The 18,844-nt window shown below is 66.9% G+C and carries 17 protein-coding genes and 1 tRNA gene; 9 read left to right on the top strand and 9 right to left on the bottom strand.

The annotated features are described in order from the left end of the window. Nucleotides 1-30: 30 nt before the first annotated feature. The 3 genes from N5095_RS20570 to N5095_RS20560 all read right to left on the bottom strand — a co-directional run bounded on the left by N5095_RS20570 (nt 31) and on the right by N5095_RS20560 (nt 4,072). The gene (locus N5095_RS20570; RefSeq protein ID WP_267625054.1) at nt 31-612 is read right to left on the bottom strand and encodes a thioredoxin family protein; all 582 of its coding nucleotides are present in this window, start codon (nt 610-612) and stop codon (nt 31-33) included. A 78-nt stretch (nt 613-690) separates the two neighbouring features. Continuing rightward, nucleotides 691-1,128, bottom strand: a complete 438-nt coding sequence (locus N5095_RS20565; protein WP_267625053.1) for an EamA family transporter — start codon at nt 1,126-1,128, stop codon at nt 691-693. 427 nt (nt 1,129-1,555) lie between these two features. Next, a complete protein-coding gene (locus N5095_RS20560) occupies nt 1,556-4,072 on the bottom strand; it encodes a bacterio-opsin activator domain-containing protein (RefSeq protein ID WP_267625052.1) in 2,517 nt (838 codons plus the stop codon). 156 nt (nt 4,073-4,228) lie between these two features. On the opposite strand from N5095_RS20560, the gene N5095_RS20555 reads away from it, so the two are divergent. The 3 genes from N5095_RS20555 to N5095_RS20545 all read left to right on the top strand — a co-directional run bounded on the left by N5095_RS20555 (nt 4,229) and on the right by N5095_RS20545 (nt 6,486). Beyond that, nucleotides 4,229-4,717: an Lrp/AsnC family transcriptional regulator gene (locus N5095_RS20555; RefSeq protein ID WP_267625051.1), complete on the top strand. Its 489-nt coding sequence runs from the start codon at nt 4,229-4,231 to the stop codon at nt 4,715-4,717. Continuing rightward, on the top strand, nt 4,714-5,868 hold the full coding sequence (locus tag N5095_RS20550) for an aminotransferase class I/II-fold pyridoxal phosphate-dependent enzyme (protein ID WP_267625050.1): 1,155 nt from the start codon (nt 4,714-4,716) through the stop codon (nt 5,866-5,868). Before N5095_RS20555 ends, N5095_RS20550 begins: the two co-directional genes overlap by 4 nt. Before the next feature lie 90 nt (nt 5,869-5,958). Next, on the top strand, nt 5,959-6,486 hold the full coding sequence (locus tag N5095_RS20545) for a monooxygenase family protein (protein ID WP_267625049.1): 528 nt from the start codon (nt 5,959-5,961) through the stop codon (nt 6,484-6,486). A 138-nt stretch (nt 6,487-6,624) separates the two neighbouring features. Here N5095_RS20545 and N5095_RS20540 read toward each other — a convergent pair whose 3' ends face one another. Next, nucleotides 6,625-7,911, bottom strand: a complete 1,287-nt coding sequence (locus N5095_RS20540; protein ID WP_267625048.1) for an L-lactate MFS transporter — start codon at nt 7,909-7,911, stop codon at nt 6,625-6,627. Nucleotides 7,912-8,168: 257 nt separating this feature from the next. Here N5095_RS20540 and N5095_RS20535 point away from each other — a divergent pair, with 257 nt between their 5' ends. Then, nucleotides 8,169-9,323 (top strand): acyl-CoA dehydrogenase family protein, encoded by a 1,155-nt coding sequence (locus N5095_RS20535; protein WP_267625047.1) that lies wholly within the window; start codon nt 8,169-8,171, stop codon nt 9,321-9,323. 209 nt (nt 9,324-9,532) lie between these two features. Here N5095_RS20535 and N5095_RS20530 read toward each other — a convergent pair whose 3' ends face one another. Continuing rightward, complete coding sequence (locus N5095_RS20530) at nt 9,533-10,000, bottom strand: DUF7344 domain-containing protein (protein WP_267625046.1); 468 nt, start codon at nt 9,998-10,000, stop codon at nt 9,533-9,535. Nucleotides 10,001-10,218: 218 nt separating this feature from the next. Here N5095_RS20530 and N5095_RS20525 point away from each other — a divergent pair, with 218 nt between their 5' ends. Further along, the gene (locus tag N5095_RS20525; protein ID WP_267625045.1) at nt 10,219-10,851 is read left to right on the top strand and encodes a DUF7970 domain-containing protein; all 633 of its coding nucleotides are present in this window, start codon (nt 10,219-10,221) and stop codon (nt 10,849-10,851) included. A 175-nt stretch (nt 10,852-11,026) separates the two neighbouring features. Here the strand turns inward: N5095_RS20525 and N5095_RS20520 are convergent, their stop codons facing one another. Next, nucleotides 11,027-11,740 carry a HalX domain-containing protein gene (locus tag N5095_RS20520; protein ID WP_267625044.1) on the bottom strand — a complete coding sequence of 238 codons (714 nt, stop codon included), beginning with the start codon at nt 11,738-11,740 and terminating at the stop codon, nt 11,027-11,029. A gap of 247 nt (nt 11,741-11,987) precedes the next feature. Beyond that, on the bottom strand, nt 11,988-13,487 hold the full coding sequence (guaB, locus tag N5095_RS20515; protein ID WP_267625043.1) for an IMP dehydrogenase: 1,500 nt from the start codon (nt 13,485-13,487) through the stop codon (nt 11,988-11,990). Nucleotides 13,488-13,854: 367 nt separating this feature from the next. Here guaB and N5095_RS22655 point away from each other — a divergent pair, with 367 nt between their 5' ends. Together N5095_RS22655 and N5095_RS20510 are read left to right on the top strand one after the other, a co-directional pair. Beyond that, entirely contained in the window at nt 13,855-14,118 is a 264-nt protein-coding gene (locus N5095_RS22655) for a DUF8099 family protein (RefSeq protein ID WP_464369007.1), read from the top strand. After that, a complete protein-coding gene (locus N5095_RS20510) occupies nt 14,115-15,113 on the top strand; it encodes a DUF5794 domain-containing protein (protein ID WP_267625042.1) in 999 nt (332 codons plus the stop codon). The genes N5095_RS22655 and N5095_RS20510 overlap by 4 nt, the downstream gene beginning before the upstream one ends. A 235-nt stretch (nt 15,114-15,348) precedes the next feature. Here N5095_RS20510 and N5095_RS20505 read toward each other — a convergent pair whose 3' ends face one another. Beyond that, nucleotides 15,349-15,906 (bottom strand): metal-dependent hydrolase, encoded by a 558-nt coding sequence (locus tag N5095_RS20505; protein ID WP_267625041.1) that lies wholly within the window; start codon nt 15,904-15,906, stop codon nt 15,349-15,351. A gap of 159 nt (nt 15,907-16,065) precedes the next feature. Here N5095_RS20505 and N5095_RS20500 point away from each other — a divergent pair, with 159 nt between their 5' ends. Both N5095_RS20500 and N5095_RS20495 read left to right on the top strand, forming a co-directional pair. Then, on the top strand, nt 16,066-16,287 hold the full coding sequence (locus N5095_RS20500; RefSeq protein WP_267625040.1) for a DUF5795 family protein: 222 nt from the start codon (nt 16,066-16,068) through the stop codon (nt 16,285-16,287). A gap of 45 nt (nt 16,288-16,332) precedes the next feature. Next, nucleotides 16,333-16,506, top strand: a tRNA-Trp gene (locus N5095_RS20495). A 162-nt stretch (nt 16,507-16,668) separates the two neighbouring features. Here N5095_RS20495 and N5095_RS20490 read toward each other — a convergent pair. Then, complete coding sequence (locus N5095_RS20490) at nt 16,669-17,961, bottom strand: Cdc6/Cdc18 family protein (RefSeq protein WP_267625039.1); 1,293 nt, start codon at nt 17,959-17,961, stop codon at nt 16,669-16,671. Nucleotides 17,962-18,844 lie beyond the last annotated feature (883 nt).

The following is an 18,844-nucleotide window of genomic DNA, read 5'->3' as shown; positions in this document are numbered from 1 at the left end:
GGTGTCGCGGCCTCGGAGGCGGGCCGCAGGTCACGTCCACTTGATGGAACAGCCCCGCGAGGGGACCTCCTCGACCGTGACCTCCTCACCCGCGAGCACCGCGTCGATGGCCTCCCGAATCACGAGTCGCTCGGGCTCGTCGTCCGGGTTCGGCGCGTCGTCGAGGCGACCGTGGTACGCGAGCGTCCAGGTCGCGCCGGCCCCGTCGCCCGCTCCCTCGTCCTCGCGCCGGAAGAGGAACGGGTCGGGCGTGCAGACCGCACCGTACGCCTGGGCCACGGACTGGGACTCGTCGCGCAAGTAAGCGTCGTAGGCGACCCGGCCGTCTCCGACCCACTCCTGCATGGCCTCGAAGGAGTCCTCGGGGTACTCCACGGCGTCGTTCGGGTTGATACCGACGACGGCCACGTCGTCGTACTCGGCCGCGAGGTCGTTGAGCAGGGGCATCTTCGCCTTGGCGTACGGGCAGTGGTTGCAGGTGAACACCACCAGCAGGGCCTCGTCGTCGGCGAAGGAGTCGAGCGTGTACGTCTCGCCGTCGGTGCCGGGGAGTTCGAAGTCGGGCGCCTCGTCGCCGCGTTCGAGGTCGTCCTCGGATTCGGTGAGCACCATGGTCGCCCGTAGGAACGAGACGGGCAAAAGCGTTCGTCGGTGGCGGTGGCGGTCGGCAGGTCGACGGCGGCCCCCGCGCTACTCGACGCTGACGAGGTACACCGCGACGACCGCGAAGCCGATGCCGAGGGCCTTCCGGGCGGTGAACGCCTCGTCGAGGAAGAGGATGCCGATGACGGAGCTGGTGACGAGGAACATCCCGAAGACGGGAGCGACGATGCTCACCGGTCCCAGCGCCAGTGCCCGGTAGTAGGCGAGGATGCCGATGGCGAGACAGACCCCGGCGGCGTACACGTACGGTGCCTTCGGGTGGGTGAGGTACTCGCCGACGTACCCCACGAAGTTCCCGTTGCCGAAGACGATGACGCCCGCCGTGGCGACGACGAGGATGGTGTTGGCGAGCAGGGCACCCACGTCGCTCGGCATCTTCACGTCGCCGGTCGTAGCGACGCTCATCAGCGGCGCGACGAACGTGTAGGCCGCCACCGCCACCAGCGACCAGAGGAGGTAGTTCATATCCCGTGGGCGGCGCCCGACCGGTAAAGCGATTCGATACGTTTCGACCCCGTGCCCGCACGACACGTGCCACGTCGCCACAGCACGCGTCGGTGTGTCCGACCGACCTCTGTCGGCCAGCGTGGACGGACTGGTGTCGACGAGCGCACGTGAAGACCGAGGCCGATTGCGGCGAGTGCATCATGATGCACCCTTCGTCGGAGTACCCGTATACTGATACCGTCAAGCCACAACATCGGTCCGGCCCTCGAAACGGACGCGGTTCCAGCCCTTTCAACACAACCACTGGGTGACGACCGCGGCATTCCGGCAGCCGACAGAGGAGGGGAGCCCCCCGAATCACGGTCTGCCTCTACTGAGCTATCCGCCGAGCGGTCGCACTCCTCGTTACGGGCGCCCGCCCATCCGTCGCGTCGTCGGACCCTCGCTACTCCTCCAGCACCAGCGACAGCAGTTCGCGCTGACCCTTACGCAGGTGCCGGCTGACGGTGGGCTGTGAGACCTCCAGCCGCCCGGCGAGGTCGGTGATGGAGCAGGTTCGCGGGTCGTCGAACACCCCGGCGTAGAACGCGAGTCGGAGTACCTCCTGTTGGCGGCTCGTCAGCCGGGACTCGAACTCGGTTCGGAGTTCGGCGCCCGCCCGGGGCCGTCGCGTCACCTGCCGCTTTGCGACCAGCTCGGTCGCCGGATACTTCGCGCGCATCATCTCGACGAACGCGCGGACGTCGGCGTCGTACGGAATCTCCACCGAGAGCGTCGCGACCCCGTCGACGGCGTCGAGCGACCGCAACACGGCGCCGTGCTCGCGGAGCGTCGAGACGACGGAGCGGTCGGCGCCCCGACAGCGATAGAGGAGTCGGCCGTCGGATTCGCTCAGGAGGGAGAGGTCGTCGGCGAACAGGGCCGACCGCAGCGCCGGTTCGACGGTGCCGGGCGACGGCCCGGTCACCGAGAGGAGGAGCCCGACCGACCCGTCGGTGCCATCACCCTCGGTGACGCTCTCCAGCGCGAGCGTCGCGTCGGTCTCCGCAGTGAGGCGAACGCCGAGCACCGCGGGGTCGGTGACTCGCAGGTCGAGCTCGACGGCGTCGTCGCTGACCAGCGCGTGCTTGCGCTCGACCGCGTCGATGGCGTAGGCGATGGTGTCACCGAGTTCGACCAACACCTCCCGTTCGAGGTCGCCGAACACCCCCGGCCGCTCGGAGAACACCGTCAACACGCCGTATCGGGTGTCGTCGTACGAGAGGGGGAGCGACACCAGCGAGCGGTAGCCACGCCGCATCGCCCGTTGGCGCCACGCCGTCAGCGGCGGGTCCTCCAGTACGTCGTCGACGACCTGTACCTCGCGGCTGCGGGCGGCCACGAGCGGCGGGAACGACGCCGACAGCTCGTCGCTCGCGTGTCGGAGGTCGTCGAGGAACCCCGCGTCCGACTCGGTGCGCTGGCTGAGCGTGGCTCCCTCGTCGAGCGGTCCGGACTCGGATATCCACGCGGCCCGGTACGGCCCGGTGTCGGCGAGTTCCTCACAGACCGCGCGCTCGACGGCCTCCCGGGTCGATGCCCTGACGAGCGACCGGTCGATGGTCCGAATCACGTCGTTCACACGGTTGAGGCGTTCGAGCTGTTCGTTCTGCTCGGCGAGGGTCTCCTCTCGCTCGCGCAGGGCGCGCTCGCGACTCGTCCGGTCGAGCGCCGCCTGCGTGCTCGCGCCGAGCGCGCGTGCGATGTCGACGTCGACCTCGCTGAAGGCGTCCGGCGACTCGGCGCCGACGACGAGCACCCCCTGTCGACCGAGCGGGACGACGAGCCCGCTGGCGATGTCGGCGTCGGCGGGGAGGTCGACGACCTGAAGCTGGTTCTCGGCGAACGCCTGCCACTCGTGGTCTGTGCCGCCCGGGAGCGTCCGGCTCCCCTCGCGGCTCTCCGCGGCGGCGGCCGTCTGTGCCACCGGGGAGAGGACCCCGTCGTCGTCGAGTAGCGACACGGCGACGACCGGGACGTCGAGGTCCGACTCCGCCGCACGGACCGCGATGTCACAGACGGCCTCCCGGTCGGCCGCTTCGAGCATCGCTCGCGAGTTCTCGTCCAACGCGCCCAACTGCCGCTCGCGGTGGCGCCGCTCGAGGGCGTTGCCGACCCACGAACCCATCAGCTCGACGAACGTCCGCTCGGCCTCGCTGAAGGTAGCGTCCTTCGCGGTGCGGTCGGCGAAGCAGAACGTCCCGTACAGGTCGCCGTTCACCTGGAGCTCCACGCCCACGTAACACTCGAGGCCGTACTTCTCGTAGGCCGGGTCGGACGCCCAGCCGGCGTCGCGACAGTCGTCCACCACGAGGGAGCTGTCGCTCTCGACCGTCCGGCGACAGTACGTCTCGGTGAGGTCCGAGACGCTCCCCGGCTGGAGCAGTTCGTGTGACCCTCGGGCGTGGGTGACGTGGAGCTGTCCGTCCCTGATGCGCGAGAGGAAGCCGACGTCGAGGCCGAGACGCTCCCGACCCACGTCGAGCAGCCGGTTCACCTTCTCGTCGAACGAGAGGTCGGCACTCGAGGTAATCTCGTACAGCTCGCGAATCTCCACCTCCCGACGGCGACTGTCGGTGACCTCGACGAAGCGTTCCAGCGTACCACCGTCGTACCGACCCGACCTGACGGGGCGACTCCGCCGTTCGTACCACCGTCGGTCCCCGTCGCAGTCGACCGCGAGCATCGGACGGTCACCGGGACGCTCGGCCGTCACGGACTCCTGCTCGACTGCGTCCCGGAGCGCCTCCGGACTGCGGCCGACGACCCGGGAGCGCTCGACGCGGAACGCCTCGACCAGCGCCTCGTTGACGAACACGGTACGTCCGTCGGCGCCGTACAGCACCGTCGGCTCCCCGGTCGCCTCGAGGACGGCGGCGAGCGTCGCGTCTGGACCCCGCTCCCGTCCGTGTTCGGTCCCCATACTCGTCTATCGATCGGTCTCGCCAGTGAAAGGACTCACGGTCCGAGGGACTCCGGTGACCGAATCGATGGGCTGGGACTCGGCGATTGCGTATCGCTCTCCGTAGTTTATTGCGGCGGGGGAAACGCTATTCGGCCTCGGTGGACACGGGAGTGTATGGACGAACGACGGGAACTGTTGGAGTCGTTGTTGACGAACGCCCGCGAGGACACGGCCGACCTGGCCCGTCAGTTGGGGACCGACGAGGCGACGGTCGAGGAGGTCATCGCCGACCTCGAACGCCAGGGTGCGGTCCGCGGGTACCAGGCGGTCGTCGACTGGAGTCGGGTGGACGAACACCACGTGCAGGCGGAAGTCGAACTCGACGTGGACCTCGACCGGGAGACCTCCTACGAGGACATCGCGGGGCGTATCGCGAAGTTTCCCCAGGTGCGGGCGCTTCGGCTCGTGAGCGGGGACTACGACTTCGCCGTCGACGTCGAAGGCGACTCGATGCACGACGTGTCGGCGTTCGTCGCCGAGCAGATCGCCCCCATCCCGGAGGTGACGCGGACCATCACTCACTTCGTGATGGATACGTACAAAGAGGGCGGCATCGAGTTCGGCGACCGCGACGAGGACGACCGCCTCTCCGTCTCGCCATGAGGCCCGCCGAGCGCGTCCAGCAGGTGCCGCCCTCGGGCATCCGGAAGTTCTTCGAACTGGCCGAGGAGAAAGAGGAGGTCGTCTCGCTCGGCGTGGGGGAGCCGGACTTCTCCGCCCCGTGGGCCGCACGGACCGCCGCCATCGACTCGCTCGAGCGGGGGAAGACTTCCTACACCTCCAACCGGGGCCGGGCGGAACTGCGCGAGGCCATCGCGCGCCACGTCGAGCAGTGGGACCTGGAGTACGACCCCGACAGCGAGATACTCGTCACGACCGGCGCGAGCGAGGCCGTCGACGTGGCGATGCGGGCGTTCGTCGACCCCGGCGACGTCGTCGCCGTCCCCCAACCGGCGTACATCTCCTACGTCCCCGGTATCACCTTCGCCGGCGGCGAATCCCTTCCGGTGCCGACCCACCAGGCGGACGACTTCGCGCTCACGCGCGAGGGGCTCGAGTCGGCGGGCGCCGCCGACGCCGACGCGCTCGTCCTCTGTTTCCCGAACAACCCGACGGGCGCGACGATGAGCGAGGCGGAGCTGGCGGAGGTGGCCGCCTTCGCCCGGGAGCACGACCTCACCGTCATCTCGGACGAGATTTACGCCGCGCTCACGTACGAGGGCGAGCACACGTCCATCGCCACCCTGCCGGGGATGCGCGAGCGGACGGTCGTCATCAACGGGTTCTCGAAGGCGTACGCGATGACGGGACTCCGCCTGGGGTACACGCTGGCGCCGGCCGACGCCACCGACGCGATGAACCGCATCCACCAGTACGCCATGCTGTCTGCGCCGACGACGGCCCAGTACGCCGCCGTCGAGGCGCTCCGGAGCTGTGACGACGAGGTTGACTCGATGCGCCGGGAGTACGACCGCCGCAGGCGGTTCGTCATCTCCCGCTTCCGCGAGATGGGAATGGACTGCTTCGAGGCACGGGGTGCGTTCTACGCGTTCCCCCGCTGCGGCGGCGACGACGAGCAGTTCGCCGAGGAACTGTTGGAGGCACAGGAGGTGGCGGTCGTCCCCGGGAGCGTGTTCGGCGAGGGCGGCGAGGGGCACCTGCGTATCTCCTACGCGACCGGGATGAGCCAGCTCAAGACCGCGATGGACCGCATCGAGACGTTCTACCGCGAGGAGTGGGCAGGACGGCTGTAAACCGTCGGTGACGATACGGATTCGTCGGTCTCGCCTCGCGACAACCCCGACTGTCCGGCTTATGCTCCGCGGAGCCGTATAGAACGGCTGATGGTTCAGATTTTCCGCGAACGGATGGCCGCCGAGATGGACGACGGGTTCGTTATCTACATCAACGGGATGCGGCTCAACAAACTCCGGGCGCTCCCACACTGGCTCGTGGCGAACTGGAAGGTCGCGAAGATGTTCAGGGAGTTGGAGGCGGACCCGGACAGCGGCTTCCTCGGGTACACGCCGATTTTCCTCGGACTCCGAAAGGGGGCCGCGATGCAGTACTGGCGGTCGCTGGAGGACCTCCAGCGGTTCGCGACCGACCCGAACGGGTCGCACCTTCCCGCGTGGAAGTGGTACAACGAGGAGGCGGACCCGGACGGCGGGCTGGGGTTCTGGGCGGAGCTCTACGTCGTCGACGGGGACTCCTTCGAGACGTTTTTCCGAAACGTCCCGCCCATCGGAATCGGAAAGTTCGCGAAGATGGTGCCGATGCGCGAGCACGAGCGACGGCTCGGACTCTCGCCCGACGGACGCACTCGGAGGGCGGCCGCCGGGGATGTTGGCGCCGAGGAGACGGTCGAGTAGGCGAACGAGCGGTCTCTCCTCCGGTGATACCTGGGACACAGGGTCGACACCCGGGCTCACGCCTGGGGGCATCGTCAGAGACGACGCGAAGTCGCCGGGGTCTCCGAGAAGTAGCGGGGCCGAAGTCGGCAGCAGTCGTCAGTTGCTCGCCGCCGCGCCCGCTTCCCGTGCGGCGCCCTCGTCCTGAAGCTTCCCGATGCGCCAGCGGAGCACGAGCACCGTCACGAGTCCGACCACGAGAGCGGCGTTGACCACGTACAGCGCGGTCGTGTAGTTCCCCGTCGACTCGAGGACGAACGACGCGAGCTGCGGACCGGCGACGCCGGCGACGCTCCACGCCGTCAGAGCGTACCCGTGAATCGCGCTCACGTCTTCGGTGCCGAAGAGGTCACTGAGGTACGCCGGGAGGCAGGCGAACCCGCCGCCGTAACAGGTGATGACGAGGAAGATGGCGCCGGCCAGAATCCAGACGCCGGTGAGCGCGGGCATCACGAAGAACGCTGCGATCTGGATGACCATGAACGCCGCATAGGTGGTCGTCCGGCCGATGTAGTCCGAGAGCGTCGACCAGGCGATTCGACCGCCGCCGTTGAAGATACCGATGTAGCCGGTGATGAACGCGGCCGTCGTGGCGCTCGCGCCGGCGATCTGCTGGAGCATCGGCGAGGCGAACGCGAGCAGCATGATGCCCGCGGAGACGTTGATGAAGATGATGAGCCACACCATCCAGAATCGCGGAGAGGTGCGCGCCTCCACGGCCGAGAGGTTGTTGAGTCCCGACAGCGCGCTCTTTGCCTTCTCCTGGGCGTTCTCCTCGCCTTCCATCCCGGACGGGAGCCACCCCTCCGGGGGTTTCTTGAGATAGCTCGCGCCGGCCGCCATCAGCACGAAGTAGAGGGCACCGAGGGCGAAGAACGTCGTCGCCACGCCGTACCCCTGGATGAGGAAGTTGCCGAGCGGACCGGTCAGCAGTGCGCCGGCGCCGAAGCCCATGACGGCGAGGCCCGTCGCCATCCCGCGGCGGTCGGGGAACCACTCGACGAGGGTGCCGATGGGGGAGATGTATCCCAGACCGATACCCATCCCGCCGACGACGCCGAAGGTGGCGAGAAAGAGGGGGAGGCTCCCGAGTTGGACGCTGAGTCCGGAGCCGACCATCCCGAGCCCGTACAGCACCGCGGCGGCGAGTCCGGCCACCCGGGGACCGTACTCCTCGACGTACTTCCCGAGGAACGCCGCCGTGATACCGAGGACGAAGACGGCGATGGAGAACGCGAGGGTGACACTCGACGTGCTCCACCCCTGGCTCTCGTTCAACGGAATCTGGTAGATACTGTACGCGTAAATGCTCCCGATGGAGAGGTGGATCGCGACGGCGGACAGTGCGATCAGCCACCGGTTCTTGCTCGCCTCTACGGATGACATTGAATGCCACATCCGTCGGCGAAAAGTGTAAGTACTGGTTTACTGGCCGTCGTTCTCTGATTCCCTGGATTTTATCATCGGGCTTCGGGGGTAGAGTATTGGTTTGCGGCCGAAATCGGCAATCTGTGCCGAGAGCGTGAGCAGAGCGATGTGTGGTAGCGTACGGGATGGTGGCGGCGCTCGTCGCTGCGCGACCACTGCGTCCCCGTTGTCGCGAGTGTGAAAACGGTTATCACGATAGTTCGTGACGTGTGCGCATGGACTACGCACTCTCCGAGGAGCAGCGCGCGGTCGTCGAGGAGGTCCGCCGGTTCGCCGAGAACGAGATCGCCCCGCTCGCGGCCGAGTACGACCGCGAGGAGAAGTACCCCTACGAGGTGATGGAGAAGGCGACCGAGATGGGCCTGCCCGGGGCGCACTTCCCCGTCGAGTACGGCGGCGCCGGCTACTCCACACTGGAGATGGCGCTCATCACGGAGGAGCTGTTCGCGGTCGACCCCGGCATCGGCCTCTGTATCACGAGCGCCGGCTTCGGCGCCGAGGCGCTGCTCGAGTTCGGCACCGACGAGCAGAAGGAGCGCTTCCTCCCGCCCATCACGGACGGGGAGTCGGTGATGGGCGCCGCCATCAGCGAGCCCCAGGCCGGGTCCGACGTGACCTCCATCGACACGACCGCCGAGAAGGACGGCGACGAGTGGGTGCTCAACGGGAACAAGATGTGGATAACCAACGGGAGCGTCGGCGACTACTTCGTCGTCATGTGCGAGACCGACCCCGAGGTGGACGACCGCTACGCCGGCTTCTCGCAGATCGTCGTCGAGGCCGACCGCGACGGGTTCAGCGCCGAGAAGATAACCGGAAAGCTGGGTATCCGCGCCTCCGACACCGCCGAACTGCTGTTCGACGACGTGCGCGTGCCGGAGGGGAACCTCGTCGGCCAGCGCGGGATGGGCTTCCTCCAACTGATGCAGTTCTTCGACGAGACCCGAACGTCGGTGGCGGCGCAGGCGGTCGGCATCGCGAAGGGCGCGAACGAGCGCGCCCTCTCCTACGCCGAGGAGCGTGAACAGTTCGGCCGCTCCATCTCGGACTTCCAGGCGATTCAGCACAAGCTCGCGGACATGCACACCCGGACGGAGGCGGCCCGCCAACTGACGTACAAGTCCGCCTGGAGCGTCGACCACGCGGAGGACGACCTCACCGCACTGGCGTCGATGGCCAAGGAGTTCGCCTCGCGGGTCGCCACCGACTGCGCCGACGAGGCCGTCCAGATTCACGGCGGCGCCGGCTACGTCGACGACTTCGACGTCGGCCGGCTCTACCGCGACTCGAAGATTACCCAGATTTACGAGGGGACGACCGAAGTCCAGAAGAACATCGTCGCGCGTGAGCTCCTCGGAAAGGGTACGTAACTCCCCGGAGGTGGCTGGCGGCCTTCCGGCGACGGGAGGGTGTCCACGGAGTCATCCGCCGAACTGACCGGTCGGTTCAGCCGGGCGGTCATCCCGCGGGTCGGACGGTGACCCCCACGAGCCGAGTTCGACCGTCATCCCCTCGTTCGGATTCGACCGTCAGCCCACCGGTCGGACTCGACCGCTACCCCACCGGTCGGACTCGGCCGTCACCGGTCGACCCATCCGAGGAGTCGACCGACGTTGAGCGCACAGAGAGCTGCGAGTGTCGACACCGCGACGGCGACGGTACCCGTCTCCCCGAGCCCGACCACCCCGAACTGGTCGACGACCAGCAACGTCAGCCCGGTCCCGGCGACCCCGAGGTCGAGGCGCCACCCTCCGTCGTCGCCCGTCGGCGACTCGGCGAGGTAGTCGACCACCGATTCGAACGTCGGACCTCGCGAGACGAGTTTCTCCTCGGGGTCGTACTCGACGACCCCGTACTCGACCAGCAACGGGAGGTGGCTCTGCTGGAGCGACACGTACGCGCTCCGATAGCTCGCGCTCTCCGAGGCCGACCCCTCCGCGACGTGCGTGGCGATGTCGGCGAGCGGGGTCGGTCCCTCGCGTCCGGCGACGAACCGCACCGTCTCGCGGCGGCGGTCGTTTTTCAGCACGGCGAACAGGTCGTCCATCGAGAGATGTCCGTCTCCACCCGGTTCGACAGTCTCTTGGTTCGACATCCGAGAAATCGCCGACGACGTCGGCGAGGCACTACTGTGTCAGAGATTGGAGTGGTAGGGTCATAAACCGTTCGGAGCGCGTAACTGTTCGCGCGAATCGGAGCGTGTCCATCGGCCGACGCCAGACGTCTGACGGAGGTTTATGTCCGGGAGGACGCAACCACCGTGGGATGCACCCAGGTGACACGGACCGCGCCGGTGCCGACCCGGAGTCGGAGGGGACCTCGGAACGCGCCGATGGACACCCCACGAGGGCCGACGACCGGGCGGCCCCGTCGGGACGGGCCGAGGGGCGACACCAGGTGAACGAACGGACCGACGGAGGAGTGGTCGACACCAGCGACGGGGTCGACGACGCGGGGCACCCCGACGCCAGACAGCACGAGGACGGACGAACCGACGCCGGAAACGCCGAGGACGGACGAACCGACGCCCGACGGGGCGATGCCGGAGCGGGAGGGGAGGAGGACGGAACCGGAAACCTGCTCGAGGACCTGGCGGTGACCGACGACCCCGATGACGGCGACAGTGTCGAGCGGGACGGCGACGGCGGCCGCGACGCGGACGCGCTCCCGTACATCTTCGCACGACAGACGGTGAAGGCCGACCGGGACGCGCTCCCGGTGTACGTCCGCCCGGAGACGGACGCGGCAGTCGAGACGCTCGAACGCCGGCTGAGCGAGCGCTTCGACCGCGACGACCTGATGGCACTCGACGTGCGGGAGGCCCTCCTCACGGTCGGACTCCGGAACGCGGACGACGTGGTCGAGACGCTGGAGTCCTGGGGGTACGGTCGACGATAGGTTTCGGAGACACGGGTGAGCGCCGCCGGTCGTGACGGTCGGCTCTGAGACCGATGGACGGGGGAGCCTGAGTGGGGGCGACCTGGGTCGAGCCTGCTACTGCTCGAAACGGTGGATTTGGACAGCGAAGCGAGAGCCGGGAACCGGGAGCGGTGTGCGGTCGGGAACGTCGGAGTCAGTCGTCCCGAGCGTCGCCTCGTTCGGCGTCGTCTTCTTCCGCTTCGAGCGTGTCGCTGTCGATGGCGTCGGCGTTGTTCGCGTCGGCACCGGCAGGACCGTCCGCGTCGGCGTCGACGTCGTCGAACGGGTCGTCCGCCTCGTCGCGCTCGATGTCGCGCATCAGGTCGACGAACGAGTCGTGGTCGTCGAGCGGACCGACCGTCTCGTCCAGTTCGCCGCCGAGTTCTGCGAGCCGCGCGTCGAGTTCACCGTACTCCTCGCTTCCCTGGAGTTCCGCACCACCCTTCTCGGACTCCAGCACCGCCTTCTTGGAGGCGAGGGAGAACATCTCGCGGACGCCCTCGTCGTAGGCGCTACGGGTGAGCAGCGCCGACACCGTCTCGCCGAGGGCCTCCTTCGTGACGGGCTTGACGAGGTAGTCGTCGAACCCCATCGCGATGATGTCGAAGTCGGGTTCGACGGCGGTCACCATCGCGACGCGACAGTCGATGCCGCGCTCGCGGATGGCCGTCAGCACCTCGTCGCCGGAGAGGTCCGGCATCCGTCGGTCAAGCAACACGACACTGACCTCGTCGTCGAGGCTCTCGAGCGCCTCCCGACCACCGTAGGCAGTGCGGACGCGGTACTCGTTCCTGAGCCACGTGGCGTACAAATCCGCCAAGTCTGGCTCGTCTTCTACGACGAGAACGAGCGGCGCATCGTCAGTCATTGTCTGTGGTGTGGTGGTGCTCGGGGAACACTCACTGGAGGCAATGGTCGTTCGGGGTATATGAAAATTCCTCTTGCTGACCGTTGGTGAAGAACCCCGACGGCCGCTCCCGGTCGGGTGTCGGGGGTCCCGTCAGACGGGTGTCCGACGAAGGCCGAGTCGTCCGAGGGCGAGGTCCGTGAGCGGGGTGGGTGGGTCAGAGTCGCTGCGTCGGGGGCGGTGAGTCGACACCCGGCACGACCGGCGTTCAGTTCTGCGGACTGTAGTTCGGCGCCTCGTCGGTAATCATCACGTCGTGGGGGTGGCCCTCCGTCTGGCCCGCCGACGAGATGCGGACGAACTCCGCGCGCTCCTTGAAGTCGGGGAGGGATTCGGCGCCGACGTACCCCATACCGGAGCGCATCCCACCGACGAGCTGGTGGAGTTCGGAGGCGAGCGACCCCTTGTACGGCGTCGCGGCCTCGACGCCCTCGGGGACGAACTCTTCGTCTTCGTCCTCGTCGACGTCCTTCAGGTAGCGGTCGCCGCCGCCCGAGCGCATCGCGCCGACGGAGCCCATCCCGCGGTACTGTTTGTACTTCTTCCCGTTCATCGTGATGACGCGGCCGGGCGCCTCGTCGGTGCCGGCGAAGTAGGAGCCGAGCATGACGGCGTCGGCGCCGGCGGCGATGGCCTTGATGGCGTCGCCGGAGTAGCGGATGCCGCCGTCGGCGATGACGGGCACGTTCTCGCGTGCGGCCACGTCGGCGACCTGTGCGACCGCCGTGATCTGTGGCATCCCCGCCCCGGAGACGACGCGGGTGGTGCAGATGGAGCCGGGGCCGATGCCGACCTTGATACCGTCGGCGAAGTCGACACAGGCCTCGGCGGCCTCGCGCGTGCCGACGTTGCCGACGACCACGTCCGACTCGACGGACCCCTTGATGGCGCGCGCGGAGTCCATGACGTTGAGGTTGTGGGCGTGCGCGCAGTCGATGAACAGGACGTCCGCGCCGGCCTCGTCGGCGGCGACGGCCCGCTCCTCCTCGAACGGTCCGACGGCGGCCCCGACACGAAGTCGCCCCACCTCGTCGCGGGCGGCGTTCTCGTGTTCGCGACGCTGGAGGATGCCCTGCATCGTCACGAGCCCGACGAGTCGGCTCTCGGCGTCGACGATGGGGACCCGTTCTATCTTGTGCTCGTACATCAGTTCGAGGGCGTCGCGGGCGGTCACGTCCTCTCCGGCCGTGATGACCTTGTCCGTCATGGCCTCTCGGACCTCGTCGGATTCGCCGACTTCGAGGTACGGACGGATGTCGGTGCCGGAGATGATGCCGAGGACGGCGTCGTCGTCGTCGACGACTGGCGCCCCGGAGACGCCGGCGGCCTCCATCAGTTCGTCCACGTCGCGGACGGTCTGGTCTGGCGACGCGGTGACGACCTCGTCCCGGGGGATGACGAGTTCGTCGGCGCGTTTCACGCGGCGGAGTTCCTCGACCATCGTCTCAACGTCCATGTTTCGGTGGAGGACGCCCAGGCCGCCCTCGCGGGCCATCCCGATGGCCATGTCGCTCGTCGTGACGGTGTCCATCGCCGCCGAGAGGACGGGAATGGTGAGCGAGACGTTCTTCGAGACGCGCGTGGAGACGTCGGCGTCGTCGGGTTCGACGCGGCTCTCTTTGGGACGGAGGAGCACGTCGTCGAACGTGAGCGCTTCCGGGACGCGAAGTTTCTCCGAGAAAGGACCGGTGGTGTCGTCGTTCGCCATGTAGTGCGTCGCTGTAGCGTCGCAAAAAGCCTTGCGAGAACGCACGGACGTGTCGAGGGGTCGCATACCGGACGCAGTAGTTGTGCGCGTTCGTGCATTCTGTCGTCCTCGGTCGGCGAAAGCTGCGTGCTCGCGGTGTCGGCCTCCGCCAGGGCATCGGGCACGTCCCCGGGGATACCGTCGGAAACCATCACGGTCGTTGTCGGGAGATTCACGCGACGAGGCGCACGAACTGACGATTCCTCGGCTGGTAACCCGAGCGCGCGTCGGTCCCAAGCTGAGTATAAAACTCTCGGTGTCGAACTGGATGCCACGTGCGGTCGCGTCCCACACAACGTTTAATATCCGAACGCCGTTGTGTTGAGGTATGGACTCCGACAGTCCCATCGCATCGCGTACTGCCGGCCAGCCGACCCCCGCCTCTGGCAACGGCATCCTCTTTACAGCGATGCGGACATTCAAATCGGAGTTTGGCGATTTCGTCGGCGCGACCGACTGGCTCGCTCCGTCCGTCCGTCCGCGACCGAACCGGTCGCGGCAGAGCGGAATCGGAGCCCACGCCGGGTCGGACGGGTCGTACTCGTATCGCCGTTCGGCCGACGGTGACGGCCGCTATCGTCGGGCCGAATGAGCGTCTCACAACATCCGGTCGCGCTCCGTCTGGAGCGGCAGGTCGGCGGCGCCACGCGCCTGCTGGCCACGGTGATGGGGCTCCCGCTCGTCGACGGCATTCTCCCGGCGCTCATCATCGCCGGCGCGCTGAGCTCCCCCGTCGACATCTTGGAGACGGGTCTGCTCGTGTTCGGCGGCTCGGCCACGATGGCGGTCATCCTCGCCGAGATGGACGGGACGCCTCGCGAGCAGGCGACCGCCGTGCTCCTGCTGGGAGCGGTGTTGCTCCCGGTCGCGGCGGTCGAGGCCGCGCTGGCGGAGACGCTCGCGAGCGTGCTCAGCTTCGATATCTTCCAGCGCTTCGCGGGGCTGGTCATCCTGACCATCGCCGCGAAAACCGCGAGCGCGAAGGTCGGGGAGTACCTCCCGAGCCCGGGTCTCGTCATCGTGTTCGGTCTGGTCGCCAGCTTCGAGCCGAGCGGTGCGCAGCTCGTGACGACGCTGGACGCCGAGGCGATTCGCAACGTCCGTAACGCGGTCGCCGCCGTCGGCGTCGGGCTCCTGTTCGCGCTCGCGGTCGCGCTCGCGGCCCCGCGCCTGCGCGGTGCGGTCGACATCGACCTGTTCCGCTTCGGGAGCGCTGTCGCGCTCGGCATGCTCGCGCTCTCCGTGCTACAGGTCCCGGGCGTCCCGAAGGACGCCCCCATCGCGCTGGGGGTGCTGGGCGTCACCGCGGTGTTCGCCTACGACCCGGGGTCGGCGGGCGTCGACGTCGACTCCGTGCCCGACGAGGGGTCGTCCTCCAGCTCCGAGACCGTGGCGGGAGCGGCGAGTGACGGTTCGTCGGACGGCGACGACGTCGACGAGGACGTCGATGCCGACGAGGACGTCGATGCCGACGAGAACGTCGATGCCGAGGGCGGAGAGACTGCTCTCGGCTATCTCGGCGGCGACGCGCCGGACTCCGAGGAGCGCGACGATTCCACCGACGGGTCACGGGCGCCGTGGCTCTGAGAGAGCCGCCGACGCCGTAGCGACCACTGGTCGGTCTTCCGACTCCCCGTCACCCCTGAAGTCCCTGCCACTTTTCGGGACCGCCCCCCGTCTTCCGAAACCTACGCCGTCTTCCGAGCTCGCGCCGTCCTCCGAAACCTGCACCGTCTTCCGGGACTCGTGTCGCTCCTCGATACGGGCTGGACGCTCGCCGGTCGGGGAAGTTCGTGGTGACCCTTTCGGGTTCTGCCGCCGTTCAGGCCGTCGCCCGACCGTTCGTCCGGTCCGACCGGCGCACCCACGCCCACAGCGCGACGTTGAGGAGGATGCCGCCGATGAACAGCCCCCAGTTGGCCCACGGATTGTTGTACCAGACGACGTCGATGCCGAACGACTGCTGGTAGAGCGGCCAGAGCGGCTCAACGGAGTCCGCGATGTCGGGTGCCGACAGCATGTCGGCGAAGACGTGAGCGACGCCGGCGACCCACACCATCACGAAGCCGAACCCGGTGGCGTTGTTCGCGGCCTGGTCGGAGAACCAGTCGGAGTCACCGAGCGCCTTCTTCAGGGCGATTCCGACCAGCGGGCCGATGACCGCGGCCAGTATCGTGACGACTAGGACGGTGTGGAAGACGCCGTGGTGTTTCACCCCCAACGGGGCGATATTGCTCAACACGAGGTCGACGTCGGGTAACATCCCGAACCAGAGGCCGACTCCGACGAACAGGGCGGCGGTCTTCTCGCGGTCGAGGATGAACCACGCCGGTGCGAGCCAGAGCATCGCCATTCCGAGGTGACCGAGTACGTCCACCATACACCCGAGACGACGACGGAGAAGGCCTTGTGGGTGGCGGCCGTACTCGTCCCCCACTTGGAGGTGCCGGCCGGTGGCCGACTCGACATAGCCCACCGTACGTTCGCTCGGCGACGTCGAGGTCAGAGGGCTTAGGTGGCTCCCGGGAGACCGGCCGGTATGGAGAACCGCGTCGTGCAGGGGCGGATGGTGACGCCGAAACGGCTGGCGGAACTTATCGAGGGCGAGGACGTCATGGACGCCGAACCCATCGAGGACGCCGACCGGGAGTGTCCGGAGTGTGGTGGGAACGTCATCTCGGTGGGATACATGCCGAGCGTCACCGAGTTCGTGACGGGGTACAAGTGTCAGGACTGCGACTGGGCCGCAGACGACAGATAGCCGAACCGAAATCCCTTTAGGGGGAATCGCCGTACGCAAAGGCGAGGGGTCGTGGCCAAGCCCGGCATGGCGACTGACTCCAGAGGCAACGCCCGGGACGACACTCCAGACTGATATACCGAGCGACCGACTGATCATCGGTCGTGTTGACGACCCTCTGGAGTTCCGAGGCGTACCGGAGATATCAGTCGATCGGGGGTTCAAATCCCTCCGACCCCACTTCCTCATCGGACCTCAACGACGAGCACCTCGTGTGTTCGTCCCCTTTGAGTCCGATGTGTTCCTTATGCCGAGGAGAAGTTGAATCGGGGAGGACCGAGTGAAGCGAGCGGAGCGACCGTGGTTCACAATTCTCCTGCCCGAACGAGAAAATTGCGGTCGTCAGTTCTCCGACGGAGTCGCCGCATTCACCAGCGACAGCCCTTCGAACCGTGGGTCTCCGCTGATGATCTCCACGACGATTTCGGGGTTCTCGATGAGCCGACAGTAGAGGTTGATACCGCCCGAGCGACCGAGGTTCTCCTTCCACACGTCGATGATGTCGAGGAACGCCTGCTCCTTCAGGATGTCACGGAACCGTCTGTCGGAGAGGGAGTCCATGTCGATCTTCTCCGCGATGTTGGTGTACTGGCGGTAGACGAGTTGCGACTGGAACTCGTCTTTCTCGGAGTTCGCGGAGAGCAACGAGAGCGCGAGGAGGATGGCCTTCGCCTGCTGAGGATGCCCTTCGATGAGTTCCTTGAAGCGGTCCTTCTCGGCCTCGGTGCGGGCCTCCCGGACGTGTGACTCGACGACCTGTTCGTCGCTCTGCCGGTACGCGAGCTGCCCGGAGTGCCGGAGGATGTCGATAGCCTTCCGAGCGTCCCCGAAGTCCTGTGCGGCGAAGGCGGCACAGAGCGGGATGACGTCCTCCGAGAGCACGCCGTCCTCGAAGGCGTCGCGGCGATTCTCCATGATTTCGCGGAGCTGAGTGGCGTCGTACGGCTGGAAGGCGAGCTCTTTGGGTTGGAGGCTGGACTTGACGCGCTCGTTGAGGTCGTCGGCCCACTCGACCTTGTTCGAGACGGCGATGACCCCGATATGGGCGTCGGTGTTGCCCGTCTCGCCGGCCCGCGAGAGCTTCATCAGCAGGTCGTCGCTGGCCATCATGTCGGCCTCGTCGAGGACGACGATGACCACGTCGTAGAGGATATCGAGAACTGCCCAGAGTCGCTTGTAGTAGACGGCGGTGGCGAGTCCGGTCTCCGGCACGTCGACGTCCGTCCGCTCGGGTTCGTTGAACTCGCGGGCGAGCGTGGAGATGGCCTGTGTCTCGGTGTTGTCCGTCGAGCAGTCGATGTAGGCCGTCCCGATGCTCACGCCCTCCTTCGCCAGTCCCTGCGCGCTGGTGCTGACGTGCTTCGCGACGAGTGACTTTCCCGTCCCGGTCTTTCCGTAGATGATGACGTTTTCCGGGGAGTGGCCGTCGACTGCACTCCGGAGCTCTTCGGCGAGTTTTCGAATCTCGTCGTCGCGACCGACGATGCGCTCGGCGCTCGGGACGTGGTCGACGTTGAGCAGGTCCTTGTCCGCGAAGATGTGGTCTTCCTGCTCGAATATCTCCCGTGCGATATCCTGTCCGCCGTCGGTGTAAAGAGACGGAGAGAGTGAACCCGTCCCCTCCGGAGGATGCATTGTTCAGTGTACCGAGAAGAGGGTACAAAAGCCCGGTGGTATCCACGCACCGTCTTTCCGTCGTAATTCCTCCCGAGTCGTCGAAAGAAGTCCGATAAGGTCTGTTCGGACTCGCACGCGGATAGCCGAGCTTCCGCCGTTCGACCGAGCTCTCCTCGGTTTCGTATCGCTGCTCTATTTTACTCTCTCTCCGTTTCTCTCTCTCTCTCGCAGACATCATTACCACCTCTCTGTTCTCCCTATTCTCTCACTCACTCGTTTGTCTTCTTCCGGAAGGCTGGAGCGACGTAGCGGAGTCGACGACGAGAGAGTCCGAACTAAACTGGGTGAAACGACTCCACGCTTCACAGCCTATTCGACTCCCCCACCCCGCGTTTCCGTCGTAACTGAATACGAGTGAGGGGCTAGAGAGAACGAACACACCCACCCCGTGTTTCCGTCGTTTCCGGCGTCCGGTTCCCAACCGAGGCACAGATGGATTGTACGGGGAGTAACGGCCCTATACCCGGAGTATCGGGGGTAATCCGAGAACTTCTTCGTTCGTTTCGGCGAACGAGTTGCACGGCGTTCGACCCCCTCCCCCTCCCACGCGAGAACGTTGGAAACACGGGGGGTGGGTGGTTATACGGGACAGCAATCGGCGAGTGGAAGCAAACCGAGGGTGGAAGCAAACGGAGAGCAGGAGCAAGGAGGGTGAGGTAGGGTGAGGGGGAGCGATTGGGTTAGGAATGGACGAGGTAGATAGAATAGGTGCCCGGTGAGTGGGAAGCAAAAGGTACCCGGTGAGTGAGAAGCGACAATCTGGGGTTGACCATCGACCGGCCGTGGCGGACCGACGGCTCACCCGCCGCAGTAACGACGGAAACGTGGGGTGTGAGCGACT

It is taken from the genome of Halobium salinum (assembly GCF_026586625.1).
GTDB classification, from domain to species: domain Archaea; phylum Halobacteriota; class Halobacteria; order Halobacteriales; family Haloferacaceae; genus Halobium; species Halobium salinum.
The sequence above is the reverse complement of the archived record's forward strand: the minus strand, read 5'-3'. Positions and strand labels throughout refer to the sequence as shown.

Bases quoted from the DNA above. Each gene is read 5' to 3' on its own strand.
- N5095_RS20555 (WP_267625051.1), top strand. From the start codon at position 4,229: ATGGACGAACGACGGGAACTGTTGGAGTCGTTGTTGACGAACGCCCGC.
- N5095_RS20545 (WP_267625049.1), top strand. From the start codon at position 5,959: ATGGTTCAGATTTTCCGCGAACGGATGGCCGCCGAGATGGACGACGGG.
- guaB (WP_267625043.1), bottom strand. From the start codon at position 13,487: ATGGCGAACGACGACACCACCGGTCCTTTCTCGGAGAAACTTCGCGTC.
- N5095_RS20510 (WP_267625042.1), top strand. From the start codon at position 14,115: ATGAGCGTCTCACAACATCCGGTCGCGCTCCGTCTGGAGCGGCAGGTC.
- N5095_RS20500 (WP_267625040.1), top strand. From the start codon at position 16,066: ATGGAGAACCGCGTCGTGCAGGGGCGGATGGTGACGCCGAAACGGCTG.
- N5095_RS22655 (WP_464369007.1), top strand. From the start codon at position 13,855: ATGGACTCCGACAGTCCCATCGCATCGCGTACTGCCGGCCAGCCGACC.
- N5095_RS20550 (WP_267625050.1), top strand. From the start codon at position 4,714: ATGAGGCCCGCCGAGCGCGTCCAGCAGGTGCCGCCCTCGGGCATCCGG.
- N5095_RS20520 (WP_267625044.1), bottom strand. From the start codon at position 11,740: ATGACTGACGATGCGCCGCTCGTTCTCGTCGTAGAAGACGAGCCAGAC.
- N5095_RS20565 (WP_267625053.1), bottom strand. From the start codon at position 1,128: ATGAACTACCTCCTCTGGTCGCTGGTGGCGGTGGCGGCCTACACGTTC.
- N5095_RS20490 (WP_267625039.1), bottom strand. From the start codon at position 17,961: ATGCATCCTCCGGAGGGGACGGGTTCACTCTCTCCGTCTCTTTACACC.
- N5095_RS20525 (WP_267625045.1), top strand. From the start codon at position 10,219: ATGCACCCAGGTGACACGGACCGCGCCGGTGCCGACCCGGAGTCGGAG.
- N5095_RS20560 (WP_267625052.1), bottom strand. From the start codon at position 4,072: ATGGGGACCGAACACGGACGGGAGCGGGGTCCAGACGCGACGCTCGCC.
- N5095_RS20570 (WP_267625054.1), bottom strand. From the start codon at position 612: ATGGTGCTCACCGAATCCGAGGACGACCTCGAACGCGGCGACGAGGCG.
- N5095_RS20530 (WP_267625046.1), bottom strand. From the start codon at position 10,000: ATGGACGACCTGTTCGCCGTGCTGAAAAACGACCGCCGCCGCGAGACG.
- N5095_RS20540 (WP_267625048.1), bottom strand. From the start codon at position 7,911: ATGTCATCCGTAGAGGCGAGCAAGAACCGGTGGCTGATCGCACTGTCC.
- N5095_RS20505 (WP_267625041.1), bottom strand. From the start codon at position 15,906: ATGGTGGACGTACTCGGTCACCTCGGAATGGCGATGCTCTGGCTCGCA.
- N5095_RS20535 (WP_267625047.1), top strand. From the start codon at position 8,169: ATGGACTACGCACTCTCCGAGGAGCAGCGCGCGGTCGTCGAGGAGGTC.